Annotated in this window: 16 protein-coding genes and 2 tRNA genes; 13 read left to right on the top strand and 5 right to left on the bottom strand. The window is 35.0% G+C overall.

The genetic code is table 11. The features are described from left to right. Positions 1-139 precede the first annotated feature (139 nt). The 3 genes from AAGD59_RS00905 (at position 140) to AAGD59_RS00890 (ending at position 2,607) form a co-directional block, all read left to right on the top strand. Positions 140-754: a hypothetical protein gene (locus AAGD59_RS00905; RefSeq protein WP_015589452.1), complete on the top strand. Its 615-nt coding sequence runs from the start codon at positions 140-142 to the stop codon at positions 752-754. A 904-nt stretch (positions 755-1,658) separates the two neighbouring features. Continuing rightward, on the top strand, positions 1,659-1,988 hold the full coding sequence (locus tag AAGD59_RS00895) for a transposase (protein ID WP_141456678.1): 330 nt from the start codon (positions 1,659-1,661) through the stop codon (positions 1,986-1,988). After that, positions 1,972-2,607: a transposase gene (locus AAGD59_RS00890; RefSeq protein WP_265027790.1), complete on the top strand. Its 636-nt coding sequence runs from the start codon at positions 1,972-1,974 to the stop codon at positions 2,605-2,607. The genes AAGD59_RS00895 and AAGD59_RS00890 overlap by 17 nt, the downstream gene beginning before the upstream one ends. A gap of 116 nt (positions 2,608-2,723) precedes the next feature. Here the strand turns inward: AAGD59_RS00890 and AAGD59_RS00885 are convergent, their stop codons facing one another. The 3 genes from AAGD59_RS00885 to AAGD59_RS00875 all read right to left on the bottom strand — a co-directional run bounded on the left by AAGD59_RS00885 (position 2,724) and on the right by AAGD59_RS00875 (position 6,988). Beyond that, the gene (locus AAGD59_RS00885) at positions 2,724-3,575 is read right to left on the bottom strand and encodes a ParB/RepB/Spo0J family partition protein (RefSeq protein ID WP_006279814.1); all 852 of its coding nucleotides are present in this window, start codon (positions 3,573-3,575) and stop codon (positions 2,724-2,726) included. Then, positions 3,572-4,414 carry a ParA family protein gene (locus AAGD59_RS00880; protein ID WP_006280226.1) on the bottom strand — a complete coding sequence of 281 codons (843 nt, stop codon included), beginning with the start codon at positions 4,412-4,414 and terminating at the stop codon, positions 3,572-3,574. Before AAGD59_RS00880 ends, AAGD59_RS00885 begins: the two co-directional genes overlap by 4 nt. A 90-nt stretch (positions 4,415-4,504) precedes the next feature. Next, on the bottom strand, positions 4,505-6,988 hold the full coding sequence (locus AAGD59_RS00875) for a response regulator (protein ID WP_265027912.1): 2,484 nt from the start codon (positions 6,986-6,988) through the stop codon (positions 4,505-4,507). Between the two features lie 160 nt (positions 6,989-7,148). Between AAGD59_RS00875 and hemF the strand changes: the two genes are divergently transcribed. From hemF to sucD, 8 genes are all read left to right on the top strand, one after another. Further along, positions 7,149-7,973: an oxygen-dependent coproporphyrinogen oxidase gene (gene hemF / locus AAGD59_RS00870; protein WP_341812933.1), complete on the top strand. Its 825-nt coding sequence runs from the start codon at positions 7,149-7,151 to the stop codon at positions 7,971-7,973. An 81-nt stretch (positions 7,974-8,054) separates the two neighbouring features. Further along, positions 8,055-9,266 carry an ankyrin repeat domain-containing protein gene (locus AAGD59_RS00865; protein WP_227738571.1) on the top strand — a complete coding sequence of 404 codons (1,212 nt, stop codon included), beginning with the start codon at positions 8,055-8,057 and terminating at the stop codon, positions 9,264-9,266. A gap of 68 nt (positions 9,267-9,334) precedes the next feature. Then, positions 9,335-9,406, top strand: a tRNA-Glu gene (locus tag AAGD59_RS00860). Between the two features lie 28 nt (positions 9,407-9,434). Further along, positions 9,435-10,121, top strand: coding sequence for a 16S rRNA (uracil(1498)-N(3))-methyltransferase (locus AAGD59_RS00855; protein WP_341812932.1), 687 nt, complete (start codon positions 9,435-9,437; stop codon positions 10,119-10,121). A 209-nt stretch (positions 10,122-10,330) separates the two neighbouring features. Then, positions 10,331-10,404: transfer RNA gene (locus tag AAGD59_RS00850), tRNA-Pro, on the top strand. A gap of 199 nt (positions 10,405-10,603) precedes the next feature. Beyond that, positions 10,604-10,804, top strand: a complete 201-nt coding sequence (rpsU, locus tag AAGD59_RS00845; RefSeq protein WP_265027911.1) for a 30S ribosomal protein S21 — start codon at positions 10,604-10,606, stop codon at positions 10,802-10,804. A 37-nt stretch (positions 10,805-10,841) separates the two neighbouring features. Then, positions 10,842-11,993, top strand: a complete 1,152-nt coding sequence (gene sucC / locus AAGD59_RS00840) for an ADP-forming succinate--CoA ligase subunit beta (protein WP_015589445.1) — start codon at positions 10,842-10,844, stop codon at positions 11,991-11,993. 3 nt (positions 11,994-11,996) lie between these two features. Then, positions 11,997-12,872 (top strand): succinate--CoA ligase subunit alpha, encoded by an 876-nt coding sequence (gene sucD / locus AAGD59_RS00835; protein ID WP_015589444.1) that lies wholly within the window; start codon positions 11,997-11,999, stop codon positions 12,870-12,872. Between the two features lie 8 nt (positions 12,873-12,880). Here the strand turns inward: sucD and dapF are convergent, their stop codons facing one another. Beyond that, on the bottom strand, positions 12,881-13,669 hold the full coding sequence (dapF, locus tag AAGD59_RS00830; protein ID WP_006279822.1) for a diaminopimelate epimerase: 789 nt from the start codon (positions 13,667-13,669) through the stop codon (positions 12,881-12,883). Beyond that, positions 13,650-14,237: a nitroreductase family protein gene (locus AAGD59_RS00825; protein WP_077188423.1), complete on the bottom strand. Its 588-nt coding sequence runs from the start codon at positions 14,235-14,237 to the stop codon at positions 13,650-13,652. Before AAGD59_RS00825 ends, dapF begins: the two co-directional genes overlap by 20 nt. Positions 14,238-14,322: 85 nt before the next feature. On the opposite strand from AAGD59_RS00825, the gene AAGD59_RS00820 reads away from it, so the two are divergent. Both AAGD59_RS00820 and AAGD59_RS00815 read left to right on the top strand, forming a co-directional pair. Then, on the top strand, positions 14,323-14,850 hold the full coding sequence (locus AAGD59_RS00820; RefSeq protein ID WP_015589442.1) for a biotin transporter BioY: 528 nt from the start codon (positions 14,323-14,325) through the stop codon (positions 14,848-14,850). Next, positions 14,847-15,236 (top strand): DUF1284 domain-containing protein, encoded by a 390-nt coding sequence (locus tag AAGD59_RS00815; protein WP_006279825.1) that lies wholly within the window; start codon positions 14,847-14,849, stop codon positions 15,234-15,236. The genes AAGD59_RS00820 and AAGD59_RS00815 overlap by 4 nt, the downstream gene beginning before the upstream one ends. Positions 15,237-15,278: the final 42 nt, after the last annotated feature.

The raw sequence follows: 15,278 nt of genomic DNA, 5'->3' as shown, positions 1-15,278 counted from the left end.
AAAAGGTTGAGGGTACATCGGATAAATCCGACAAAAAATAATTTAGCTTAATACTGCTGTCTTTATTTCTACTTTAGAAATATTTTAATCTCCAACTATTCAAACAACTTTAAGAATATTATTATGTGATATAATCACTATGTCAATATGTTTTTGCAAATCAAAAGCATTAATGTATAAATATATAACTATTTGGAATATTACCATGAAAAAATACATCTTTCTGCTTGCACTCGCGCCAATGTTAGTTGGCATCACATTATACTTATTGCGCAACATTGATAACACAAAACAATCTATAACTGCAGGTGACAAGTTTTACGAAGTATTATTCTTAAAAAAAGATAATAAGCCGCTGCTAGAAGAAATAGATTCAAATTGGGAGTATTTAGCAAATTTTGAACGCGCATTCAATCATATCTCAGATTCAATGCCAACAGACACAGCATCTATTTATAATGATTTGGCAGATGATAAAGATGCTCCTAATGTTTTGCGTGAGTTAGCACAATATTTAGAAGTAATGAGCTTACTTCACTCCAACGGTGAAAAAATAAATAAAGATAAAATTGATAATTTAGAATCAAGTGCAGTGTATCCTTATTCAAGCCAAGAAGCTATTGCTGTAGTAAAGATACACAATAACGACGTTAAGGGTGCAACTGAAATATTGCGTTCCCTATTAAATGATAGAAAATGCCCTATCCTAATCAAAGCTAATGCACAAGAATTACTCAGGATATATGGGAGTTAACTCATTGGACTTTTTGCATAGCTTTTGGCAGCGCATCGGATGAAACGAAAAAACTTACTTGACACCCTTCGCCAGCCCCCTTATCATGATAGTGAAGCTATTGTATTTGCTTTCGCCAATCTGCAGATTAAAAGGTAAGGATTACTTAATGTATCGGCGTCTTATGTTCAATTTTTTGCAGTATATAGATACTGTATGTCTTTACAAAACTTCATCTACATCTAGATTTTTATCTAAATAAGCTGAACGCGCTTATAAAGCGTTACAAGACATCAAAAAATGCCAATACTCGACAGAGATAGTAAAAGACTAGCTAACTCGGGGATTCTTTGTCTTTTTTTCTGCTTAGTAAATTTCTTAAACATTTGCAGCGTAAGTTAGTTGCAATTAAAAGCAGCTTAATCTTGCTTGTCAAGCGTTTAAAACATAAAAAACGCCAATATTTTAAAGCGGATAATAACCCCAGGGCTTCTTTTGCCTTTTTTTTCGTTTGGTAAATTTCTTAATATTTATGGCTAAAGATTGCACGAATGTTGCAATTACAAAAACGATTTCTACTAGGGTGTCATCCCAGTGCGTGACACTGGAATCCAGCCTTTATTATGCAGCCACTTGGTTGAAATTAAGTCTTCTGGATCCCAGTGTCACGCACTGGGATGACACCATTCTTTTTCCTGGATCCAAGTAGTCAGGGCACTGGGATGACAGCTACCCTGACAATCGTCATCCCGCTGCTTGTTAGCGGATACCGCGGCGGTATGACGTAGAAGTTATACTTTTATGCTTACCAACTTAATAAAATTCCTGGATTCCAGTGGGCTTTGTTGCATCGCTCAAGTGAAAAGAACTGGCAGTTACTGACAAAATTCATTATAAATAGCCATTTAACTGTTGAAGAAAAAATATGCCACAAAAAATGAGAGTCAGTAACTGCCATGAATATAACAAATTTCTCCAAGAAAGAGGAAGCATTTTTTGTTATATCAATGACGCCATAGAAAATTGGTACGAGAATTGTCCAAAAATGCAGGGCGGCAACTATATTTATAGTGATAAAGTTGTGATTTTGGTGCATATAATCGTCAGTTTCTTTAGAATTGGTTTAAGACAAACAGTCGGGTTTATAAAAGGGTATTTGCAACAAATAGGAAGAGATTTGGCAGTTATCAGCTATTCACAAGCATCAAGAAGGTTTAAGAAACTTAATATTAAGATAAATGATTGCAGAAAATAATATGGAAGATATCGAAATTGCTATAGACAGTACAGGAATTAGTATATACAACAACACTCCTGGTCACAGCAAGGAAAATAGCACTGACAGAAAATATCGTGGCTATGAGCAAACGAGAAAATTGCACGTAATGTTGAATATAAACAACAAAAAAGCCATAGCTGTAAAATACAGTAACGGTGTCTACTCTGATCACTATGGAGCTTGTGATTTGCTAAAAGAAGTTGATTTTCAGCATGCCATAAAAGCACTATATGCAGATAGAGCATGTGATAGGCACAAGTTTTATAAGTTGTGTAACGAATATGATATAAAGACAAAAATTCCACCAATAAACAATGCGGCAGAACATCCAGAAATAGATTATATGTCTGACAGGAATGCTGCTATTAGGTTAATAAAATTATACGGTGAAGATGGCATGAAAGAATGGAAAAAAGAAGTAAATTATGGGAAAAGATCTTATATTGAAGGGTTTTTCTCAAGATTAAAGCAAATATTCGGATTTAGTTTGAGGAATAAATCTGAGATAAATCGAGAAAAAGAACTGCTAATCAAATGCTATTTGCTTAATAAATTCACTGATATTGGTATGGCTAAATTTGAGATAGTTACATGAATTTACCATAAATCACCATCTCATAAAGTGTGATGCAACAAAGCCATCCCAGTGTCAGCTACTTTCATGACACCAACAGTTGATATTGGTTTGTTGCTTTGCTAGCCAACTACTAGCTATGCCTCAAGTTTCCTATTCAAAATTTTCAATATCAAATCCAATTCATTTGGATTATCATACCGTATCATAACTTTACCCTTAGAATTGTTGTCATTAATTTTGATCTTTAAACCAAGTTGAGAAGATATAGCGCCTTCTATTACTGTCATATCTTGATTTCTAGTATATCTCTGCTCTTTTTGATTGTTGTTTTGATGTAGGTCCTTTATCAGTTTTTCAGTTTGTCTAACGCTTAAGCCCTGAGAAACTATTTTTTCTGCAATACTTTCCGCATTTTCAACATTAATCAACGCTCTTGCATGACCCATAGACAATTTTTTCTCATTGATCATTGTTTTCACCCTATCAGGGAGCAACAACATCCGAATCATATTGGTTATGTGGCTGCGGCTTTTGCCTATAGCTGAAGCTAATTCCTCATGTGTATAGAAAAACTCATCTATCAGTTTTCTGTAAGCTTCACCTTCCTCTATTGGATTAATATCTTGCCTTTGTATGTTTTCAATAATGGATACTTCCAAGCATTCCTTGTCGCTCAGATCTTTTATGATAACCGGTGCACTATCAAGATTTGCAATCTTGCTTGCTCGCCAACGACGTTCTCCAGCTATTATTTCATAACCATCATCATTTGAATCTTTGCGTACCACGATAGGCTGTATAATGCCACTTTTCTTTATCGAATTTGCAAGTTCTCTTAATGACTCCTCGTCAAAATGTTTCCTCGGTTGAAATTTGCTTGGGTGCAGTAATGAAATAGGCAAATGCTCTTGTCGATCTTCTTTATTATCATAATTATCGCCTATGAGGCCGGCAAGACCTCTGCCGAGGCGTCTATCATCCTTCATACTACGCCCTCGCTTACTAGTTTCTTCTCCTTACAACTGCTCGCGTGCTTTTTTAAAATTTCCCTTGCCAAACTTATATATGCTTGTGCACCAGGACACTTAAGATCATACACAATAGCAGGTTTTCCATGAGAAGGCGCTTCTGATAACCGTACGTTACGTGGAATAACAGTCTCATACAATGGGATGATAGTTTTGTATACTTTATCATTTAAATACTGGCAAATATCGTTTTTAATCTGTTCACTGAGTTTGTTGCGCCTGTCATACATTGTTAACACTATCCCTTCTATTGCCAAAAAAGGGTTTAGGTTATTTCTTTTTATCAGCTCTACAGTTTTAACTAAATGGCTTAATCCCTCCAAAGCAAAAAATTCACACTGAAGAGGGACAATAATAGAATTAGCAGCAGTCAAAGCATTTATGGTTAGAAGCCCAAGTGATGGAGGGCAATCGATGATTATATACTCATAATTATCGCGTATCTTCTCTAATGCGCTTTTTAGCACAAATTTTCCTCGCTCAAGTTGCGATAATTCAATTTCTGCAGCTGATAAATCAACTACTGACGAAATTAGTGATAAATTTGGAATTTCCTTTATATTGAAAATTGCCGATTCTATCAATTTATTTTCGCTGCTTAGTAGTATTTTGTATATATTTTTTTCTTCCCTACTACGATAAGAAATCCCGAGCCCGGTGCTAGCATTTCCTTGAGGATCAAGATCTACCAATAAAGTGCTTTTTCCCACAGCAGCAAAGGCTGTCGATAAATTTATACTAGTTGTGGTTTTGCCAACTCCACCCTTTTGATTTACTATTGCAATAATCTTGCTCACGCCTTTTATCTTATGTATAAAATAATTCTATTGTATATATGCAAGAAACTTTTGCATTAGAAAATTTTTTTGTTGTTAACCACACTAAAATTAGACTGTCTTTTTTGCTTTGTGTAACACACTTTGAACCTTGTTTCCTAATTCATTCAGAGTGAATGGTTTTGGCAAAAAGTGAAAATCTTCTATATTGATGTCATCACTCTTTAAAAAAGCATCTTCTGCATACCCAGAAATAAAAATAACGTTGATATTTGGCCTATGGATCAATGCTTCTTTAACTATTTCTGGGCCGCTCACCTCTGGCATAATTACATCAGTGATTATAAGATCTATGTGTTGACTTTTTTTACTGATTATTTCTAGCGCCTCGCTGCCTATGCTTGCTTCTATTACATCAAATCCTTTTCTTTTGAGTGCTTTAGAGATGAATTCCCTTACTGAATCTTCATCTTCGATTAATAAAATTATACCATTACCTTTAATTTCACTTACTACCGGTTTTTCTGTTTCTTCACTATCTTCCTCTCTATCATTTTCATCTGATATGTAAACCATGGGCAAAAATATGCTAAATTTAGTTCCATGATTTACTTTGCTAGCAACATAGATGTATCCTTCAGTTTGTTTAATAATGCCATATACAGTAGAGAGGCCAAGACCTGTACCAGAGGTAATATCTTTGGTAGAAAAAAATGGATCAAAGATCTTTTCAGTTGTATCACTCGTCATTCCACATCCAGTATCAATTACTTCAATCACAACATAATTTCCATGTTCAATCGCTTCCTTGTCTGGAGAAAACATATCCTGAGGTGTAGAATTTAATGAGTCAATCTTTTGATTAAAGGTTCGTATAGTTAATTCTCCGCCCTTTTCCATAGCAGCACTAGCATTGACTGCTAAGTTAAGTATAACTTGCTCTAATTGCCCTTGATCAGCCCTAACAGCACCCAAGTCTCTACCATAATAAATATTAAATTTTATATTTTCACCTATTAATCTTTTTATCATTTCATAAAGATTAGCTATAGTATTATTTACATCAATAATTTTTGGCTGCAAGGTCTGTCTTCTTGAGAAAGCAAGCAATTGTCTTACTAAATTTGATCCACGCTTTGCATTTTGCTGTATCTGTATTATATCTCCAAAAGATGGGTCACCAGCTGAGTGTTGGAGTAAAAGCAAATCGCAAAATCCTATTATCCCAGTCAATATATTGTTGAAATCATGCGCAATACCACCTGCTAACTGCCCTATAGCTTGCATCTTTTGATAATGCTCAAGCTTTATCTCTAGGTTTTTGTGTTCAGTATTGTCAATAAAATAACAAAGTATGAAGATCATTTTATTATGAAGAAACTTATTGAAATATATTTTTATGTTATTACCGCCGTTGAGCTGTACATCAAAGGACGCATTATTTATTCTATTACTCGAAAAATATTCACGTATTTTCACATGATAACTATCCAATATCAATGTAAAGATTGAATTATTATCTGACCCTGCAAGCTTTATTAGTGCCGTATTTTTCTTTACAAAGTTGCCGTTTATGTCACATTGTGCAATAGCAATTGATGAATTTGCAAAACAAGGGTGTAATTGATAATCAACAAGATTTGATTCGGTTGGTGTTATAAAGCCATATATATAGCTATGGCTGTATTTATCACAAAATATAGCAGTGCTCATATAAGCCTTGAATGGAATACCACTTATAGTAAAAAACAAAATTTCATTATCGGTTATTGTATTGTTATACTTAGATTGAGATATAAAATCACTGATTGAGCTACCTTTTTCCAGTTTTTTCAGTTCAAATATGTCTAAAAATCTTTTATTTACAGATAAAATCACTCCTTTGGCATTTGCAATGTAAGTTCCTATACTGTGTTTTTCTATTAACTCTTCATATATCTGCTCCTTGTTTATCTGTGTTGCTTTTAACACAAAATACCCATCTGGCCTTGCTATTGGCACTAATGATAAATTTAAAATCTTATTACTATTTATAGCAATTTGGGGATTATCTGGTATTGGCTCAAAGAGCAAAAGAAAGTTAGATACTCTATTCTTCTTGTTTAAGGAAATGCATACCTGTACAGAAGAGTTATTTTTTAGTGCATGATAGAGTACTTTTTTGTCTGCTTCTGAAACATCTCCTATTTCAAGAATCTTGCCTAACGTAATGTCATCATCTATTATATGATCTTTAAACCTTTCGTAGAACCTTGCATCAGCATAAATAACACCCTCATCTTTATGTAAAATAAGGCAAAATTCTGTATTATGATTTAGTGCATTTGCAAATATTGCATTTTGAAATTCTATAGTATTAAGTAGGTATCTGTAGCGTTTTACATTATACATCATAAAGAGAGTTGTTAGAATGCTAACTAATAAATTAATCTCTATATTAATATGCTGACTATATATATCAAAAAAGTAGAGTATCGATATTGCTACTGGAGGTAAGAGCATAATAACTGCCATCACAACAATTGACATTCCATAATTTCTTAGTATGAAGTCAACCCTGTTCTCTTTTTTGTTATCTATGTATCTTTTACTCATTATTGTTACTTGGCATTGTTGTACATACGAAAATGTTTTATTATATTGATTTAATTATTATAGATTTATTAACGTCTTTGATAGATAATTATCATCCAAATCTAATTAAGTTCCTTAAATATCAGATATAACAATGTTAATAAGCTAGCGAGAGGGTATTATGGAAAAACAAAGAACACAAGCATTTAAATGGTTCTGTGCACTAAGAGATAAGATCATAGAATCTTTCTTATTAATTGAAAAACAATCATCCGCAGAGCCAAAGATCGAAAAGAGAAAGTGGGATTGCCCAGGTGGTGGAGGTGGTGAATCTACAATTATTTTTGGTAATGTTTTTGAAAAAGTTGGAGTAAACGTTTCAAAAGTACACGGAAAATTTGCAGATTCAGCCATCAATGAAATTCCTGGTGCAAGTGAAAGTAACGGAGAGTTCTGGGCAAGCGGTATATCTTTAGTGTCTCATATGCAATCGCCCCTTATCCCTGCAGCGCATATGAACACAAGGCTGATATATACTTCAAAACAATGGTTTGGTGGAGGAATGGATTTTACGCCAATATATAGAAATGAAGAAGATTGCAAGTATATTCATGAATCAATCAAAATGACATGTGATAGATTTGACACCGGATATTATCCAAAATTTAAAGAGCAATGTGACAATTATTTTTTCTTACAACACAGAAAAGAGCCACGTGGCATTGGTGGCATTTTCTATGATAATCTGAGTTCTGGCAACTGGGAAAACGATTTTGAGTTCACAAAAGCAGTAGGTGAAGCCTTTTTGGAAATTTATTCGCACGTCATACGTAAACATATGCAAAAATCTTGGACAAAAGAACAACGAGAAAATCAATTAATAAAACGTGGCAGATATGTAGAATTCAATCTGTTATACGATCGTGGCACAAGGTTTGGTTTAATGACGGACGGCAATCCAGATGCAATTATGATGTCAATGCCACCACTTGTTAAGTGGTTATAGAGAGCTGCTATTAGTAGAAAATAAATCATCATAGTTTAAAATTGCACCATGATAGTGAGCTTTTATATAGGGGGTATAATCATGGGCATAATAGATAATTTTTTAATTAAATCTGTCAAAAACAATGACATAAAAGGTGTTAAACTGACTCTAATTCTCTATGATGCATTAAATAGTTTTAGAAAATTCTTTTCAAAGACTATGTCTCTCAAGAATACAGGATCATTTGATATAAATAATAATCAAGCTTTAAATCAGGCTTTAGGACATGCTACAGATCACAAAATAATGGAATTGCTGATTAATCGTGGAGCTGATATCCACTCAATAGATGAGAATGGAAAGAATGTTATAATTCGTGTTATTGAGAGTTTAGCAGAATCAAAAAATCTAAAATTGGATAGTGAGAAAAACTTACCAGCAGAGATAATTCTTCACCCCACAGTTTCCTTTTTACTAGGAAAAGGCGCAGAGTATTATTCTACAGATGATTTGAATGTTGAAGCTATACAACAAAAACCTCCTAGAACCTCTGAATATGAGCCAATAACTATGTACGCTGAGGTGAACAACAATGTAATACCACCTCAAAAACCTTCTAGAACTTTTGAGTATAAGCCAAAGAGCACTAATTATGATGCTTTGCCTTCAAAAGAGCCAATTTACGCTGAGGTGTATGATGCTAAGGTTAGTAACTCATTAGGGGAGAATGGTTATTTGAGTGTATCAGAAGAATCTATTTATGCTGAAATATATGATTCACATAAAAAATCCACTGAAAATTTATCATTGGAAGATAGTGGTTATTTGAGTATATCAGAAGAACCTATTTATTGCACTATAGATGATCTTTCAGAACAAAAAAAGCCTGCTAGCCTAAAACAGAAAGAGCCAGAACAGTCGTCAGAACCTATTTATGCTAGGGTAGATTTGTCCAAGAAAAGAGCAGAAAGAAAAGCAAAAGACATAAAAGCTAATTCTGGAACTTGCCATGGGTTAGTGCAAGATAAAGTGAATGATTGGCAAGTGAAGCTAAATGAGCTAAGTGCTAATAAGTCGATAAGTCAGCAACAGACTAATGATCAAAAAATTAAGACCAAGGCTGGCTTTAGTGTAGAAGAAATAAGGCAGAAATATGAGCGTAGAGATTCTGGCTACGATTCTGGCTATGATTCCGATACAAAAGTTGAACAACAATTAGAATTAGCTCCTAAATCTGAGATAGGTTCAGTGAGTATTGAGCATGGAGTAATAGGAGGCTGTCGATATAAGATTACTGATATATCCCTCTAACTATGTGATTCAAAATAATTGAATTGACTTTATATATGTAATCGATATAACCTAGTTAGATTCAAGTTGACTCTTTCGTCTAGTGGTTAGGACACCACCCTTTCACGGTGGTAACACGGGTTCAAATCCCGTAAGAGTCACTCAAATAGAATATAATTAAAGTTTTAAATGGGAAAAATTAGGCTTTATGTTGAAGAAGCTTTATCACAAGGCGTGAGTTTAGCACTTAATCCACAACAAAGTCACTATATTTGCAATTTAATGCGGCTTAAGAAGTATGATAATCTCTCTCTTTTTAATGGAAAAGATGGAGAATGGTTAGGAGAAGTAGTTAATATATCGCGTAAATTGACAAAAATTACACTCAAAGAATGTGCCAAACAACAGCAATATGAGGAAAATTTATACCTGTATTGTGCCATGGTAAAAAGTGCTGCTTTGAACAACATAGTAAGACAGGCAACTGAAATGGGAATAACTTGCATTCAATTTATTTCAACGGAACGTACAGTAGTAAAAAACATTAACCTAAGTAGAGCAAAATTACAAGCAATCGAAGCAGCGGAACAATCCGGTAGGATGAGTATACCAGAGATTTTGCCTCCTATTAACTTTTGCGAATTACCTGATTCCCAGAGTAAAAATTTTGTTTTATGTGATGAAACAGGTAAAGCTGATAAAGTGCTGAAAGGTAAGAAAAATGTTGCTATTATTGTTGGCCCTGAAGGTGGTTTTTCATCTTATGAACTTGATCTTGCCGATAAGTTTTGTCAAAAATTGAGTCTAGGAAAAAGAATTTTAAGAGTCGATACCGCTGTGGTTGCTGCACTAACTTTCACCAATTGGTGTAGCTAGATTTTTAAATATGGCTAAGATAAAGAAATCTGGTTCAGTGTTGCGCGCACAAAAACCCTGTAGACTTTCTACGAAGCAGTCTGTTGTTAAAGAGGAGCTAATAAAAAACATATTCTAAGATAATATTAAATCTCATATTATATTTTTTCTAAAGTAAACAAATGAATCTTGCATTTTGCCTGAGTTATTGATACTCTGAGTAAAGAAGTCGGGGCGTAGCGCAGCCTGGTAGCGCATTTGGTTTGGGACCAAAGGGTCGGGAGTTCAAATCTCTCCGCCCCGATGTTAGTATAATTGTAAGAACGCTGTAACATAAGAGTAATCTCCATCAGTAAGCAAGTAGCTGACACTGGAATGACATTATTCACCATGTAAATTATGGCATATTACATTTTAACGCTCAAGTTTATAAAATAATTGACAATGTTAATTTTCTAATTTATAAATAGATTTTGAAATGATTACCGAAGGAGGTATAGAGTTTGATAGAAGTATCAGTCCATTATGGTGATGTAGAGAGAGCTCTTCCAGTATTGAAAAAAACAATTCAAAAGGAAGGAAGAGGGTTGAAAATGAAAAAACAATATCATGAAAAAAAATCAGAAAAAAGAGCTAAAAAGAAAGCTGAAGCTAAAAAAAAGAGGTACCAACAAGAGTGCAGAAGGCAGCGTTATGGTTGGTAGTTTGTACTCAGGTTAATAGTTTATCATTGGTTATTTTATGAATATTCACGAATATCAAGCGAAAGAAGTTTTGCATAAATTTAATGTCCCAGTGCCAAAAGGTTTTGTTGCTACATCTGCGGAAGAAGTAAAGACTCAAGTAAGTCAATTAAAATCTGACGTGTTTGTAGTTAAAGCTCAAATTCATGCAGGTGGTAGGGGTAAAGCCGGTGGCGTAAAGCTAGCAAAGTCAGTTGAAGAAGCTCAACAGTTTGTAAAGGACATGATTGGTATGACTTTAGTTACTCATCAAACAGGGCCAAGCGGGCAGCAAGTAAGAAAAGTGTACGTTGAAGAAGGCTCAAGCATTAAGAAAGAGTATTATTTAAGCCTGGTAATCGACCCGAAGCTCAGTAGGCCAATATTCATATTTTCCTCAGAAGGTGGAATGGACATTGAAGAAGTGGCGAAAAATTCTCCTGCAAAAATTGTGAAATTTGATATTGATTCTGCTACAAGTTTTGATAGCAGCAAGTTAAGCAGCAGTTTTGATTTGAGTCCAGAACAAATAGAAAAGATATCGAACATTGCAAAAAAAATATATGATGCGTTTATTGCAACTGACGCGAGCCAAATTGAAATTAATCCACTGGTTGAAACAAATTCTGGAGATTTTATTGCGCTCGATGCGAAAATTAATTTCGATGACAATGCTTTATATCGTCACCCAGAAATTATGGAACTTCGTGATTATGATGAAGAAGTGAAAGAAGAGATAGAGGCTTCAAAATATGGGCTCAGTTACATCAAAATGGATGGCAGTATTGGTTGCATGGTAAACGGTGCAGGTCTTGCTATGGCAACAATGGATATAATAAAATACTACGGAGCAGAGCCTGCTAACTTTTTGGATGTTGGTGGTGGAGCGAGTAAAGAAACTGTAACTGAAGCATTTAAAATCATATTGTCTGATAGCAACGTAAAAGGAATTCTGGTTAACATATTTGGTGGTATAATGCGTTGCGATATTATCGCAAGTGGAATTGTTGCGGCTGCAAAAGAAATGAGCATTAAAGTTCCTCTAGTGGTTAGATTATCAGGTACTAATTTTGAAGAAGGAAAAAAAATCTTAGAAGAGTCAGGATTAAATATTATTGCTGCAGATGAACTGGGTGATGCTGCACAAAAGATAGTAAAAGAGGTAAAATAAAGCATGTCCGTTTTAGTAAACAAAGATACAAGATTAATATGCCAGGGTTTTACTGGTGCACAAGGCACATTTCATTCAGAGCAAGCAATTGATTACGGAACGAAAATGGTGGGAGGTGTAACTCCTGGAAAGGGTGGTAGCACTCACCTTAATTTACCGGTTTTTAATACTGTAGCAGAAGCCAAAGAAAAAACCGGTGCAAATGCTACAGTTATATATGTACCTGCTAAATTTGCTGCTGCTGCAATACTTGAAGCAATAGATGCAAAAATAGAATTGATAATTTGTATTACAGAGGGCATTCCTATACTTGATATGGTGAAAGTTAAGCGTGCGCTTATCGGCTCAAAAAGTCGATTGATTGGTCCCAACTGTCCGGGAATTATTACACCTGAAGAATGCAAAATAGGAATTATGCCTGGCCATATCCATAAGCGTGGACACATAGGAATTATGTCTCGCTCCGGAACTTTAACTTACGAGGCAGTAGCACAAACAACCGCTGTTGGTCTTGGTCAATCCACGTGTATCGGAATTGGGGGGGATCCAATTCATGGTATGACATTTGTCGACTGTATGGAGCTCTTTTTAAAAGATGACGATACTCATGGTATTGTAGTTATTGGTGAAATAGGTGGAAACGAAGAAGAAGATGTATCACATTTTGTGAAAACAGAAAAAACTAAAAAGCCAATCGTTGGTTTTGTAGCAGGCCAAACGGCACCTCCAGGAAGACGTATGGGACACGCTGGAGCAATCATCTCCTCCAGCGGTGGAAGTGCTGGTGCAAAACTAGAAGTTATGCGGAGTGCCGGGATTGCAATTGCTGAAACCCCTGCAGTAATTGGTAAGAAGGTATTGGAAGTAATGCATCACTAGAATTAGGGTCACAAAAACCCTATATCACCGGTCATGAATACGTTATTTGCCCATTCGATTAATAACTTGCCTCCTGGTAAATTTACTGAAGTCTGTTGGGCAACCAGATATCCACGTAGTGTGGATGCAACAAGTGCTGCACAGGCTGCACTACCGCATGATGCAGTAATGCCTGTACCTCTTTCCCAAACTCTTAAAGCTATTTCTCCAGACTTTTCAACTTGTGCAATACTAACATTAATTTTCCGAGGAAATAATGCGTGATTTTCTAGCTTTGGTCCTAAATTTCGCAATGGTATTTCACTTATGTTATCAACAAAAAAAACTATGTGAGGATTGCCAATATTTACTGCAACAGGATCTTTTAGCATTTCAAGCTCTATAGGTAAGTGAAGAGTGTCACACTCAGTAGACAAGGGAATTTCATGCCATTTTAGCAAAGGTTTACCCATGTTAACCTTTATGGATTTATCACCCACTTTAAAACACTCTAAAATGCGTTTGCTTGTTAGCTCAATAATGGAGTATTCAGCACCTTTTTCTGACATTATCAAATATCCAACACAGCGTGCTGCGTTTCCGCACATTTCAGCTCGACTGCCATCAGCATTATAGATATGCATAAAACAGTCTGCAGCATTAGACATTGTTATAATTATCACTTGATCACAACTGCTTTGATCAGCAATTTGTCTATGGTTCCAGTCTAAATTGTTTGTTGAACGTGAGTCTATGATAACGAAATTGTTACCAGTGCCGTGCATTTTGATAAAATTTTCAGAATTTTGGCCACTCATCATAAAAAAATATTTCTTCTATTGGTCTTCTTTTCTTCTTACTTGTTTCAGCACCCTCTTCTTCGTAACCAACCGCTATCACTGACATTACGTTAAAGTCATTGGGTATATTGAACTCTTTCACTATTTTATCTCTATCAAATCCACCCATTTGATGGGCCATTAAGTTCATAACTGCAGCTTGTAACATAAGTCCATAATTTGCTGCACCAGTATCATGATTAGCCCAAAGATTTTCTCCTTTACCTTGTTTACGGAAGTTTTTAGCACTTAAAGATATGATTAACACTTGTGCATCTTTTGCCCATTTTTGATTAGATTCATCAAGGCAATTTAGCAGCTTTTCCCATACGCTTTGATTGTTCTGTTTGTTGCATATTACGTATCTCCAGGGTTCATCACCAAAACATGAGGGAGTCAGCCTTACAGCTTCCATTAAAATATCCATGTCTTCCTGAGATATTGCTCTTGTAGGATCGTATGAACGTCCGCTGTGTCTTGCTTTCATCAACGATAATAGATCTTGTTTACTCATCATTTTTAATTTAATAGTGCATAAATAATTCATTGTAGCACAATATAAGCAAAATTTAAATTGCAAAACCTCTCATACACATATATTACATTTAATAAGTTATTTTTATTGGGAAGGTATGTTTATAACACAATCTAGCAGCAGATCAACACTGGCTGAAATATTGTCTTGCGTTTTACTTTTATTCTTGATGGCTCAAATAAGCATACCATTGCAGCCTGTGCCTATCACATTGCAAACTTTAGGAGTAATGCTTATTGGGCTTAAATTTAACCGCAGAACAGCATTCTATTCTGTGCTTACATATCTATCACTTGGTGCAGCAGGATTGCCTGTTCTTGCGAATTTTTCTGGTGGTTATCACGCTCTTCTTGGACCAACCGGTGGATATTTAATTGGCTGTTTAGCTGCTGTTATGGTAATGAGCAAAGTAAATGAATTACTGAACTCTAAGTATAAATCATTTGTATGTAATTCTTTAAGTTGTCTGGCTGGTACAGTTGTAATCTTTATTTGTGGTGTTAGTTGGCTTGCTGTTTACTTGGGTCTGGGACAAGCAATAATGGTGGGTGTTTTACCATTTATCCTTCCTGGTTTGATAAAAATTTTTCTACTTGTAGCAGCTTTGCAATATTTGAAAAAATGATAAAATTTCGCCCTCATCATTTCATGTGCACCCTCGCGTTTCGGGGATATGGGTATTCTCAGGGTTTTGTAGAAAATTATAAAAGGATAGCAAGCAAAGTAATTAGTACTCAAATCGAAGTAGTTGGTAACCTTGATAATATCTGTAGTGCTTGTCCAAATCAGACTAAACAAGGTAAATGCACCACACAAGCTAAAGTTTTAGAGCTAGATAGAAGGCATATGGAAATTTTAGGAATTAAAATTGGCGAGACTTTAACTTGGAATGAGGCAGTAAAAAAGATTAGGGAGAAAATGTCTTTAAAGAAATTCGAGTACGCATGTGAGGGGTGCAACTGGCAGCCATATGGAATATGTAAAAATGCCCTTTTAAATCTACAAAGGTAGTTGACAAAATGTTAAGATAAATTGAAGCATTTTTGTGGAAAT

This window comes from Wolbachia endosymbiont (group A) of Cephus spinipes, assembly GCF_964026895.1.
Classification (GTDB): Bacteria; Pseudomonadota; Alphaproteobacteria; order Rickettsiales; family Anaplasmataceae; genus Wolbachia; species Wolbachia pipientis.
Note: the sequence above shows the minus strand (reverse complement) of the source record. Positions and strands in the feature narration are given on the sequence as shown.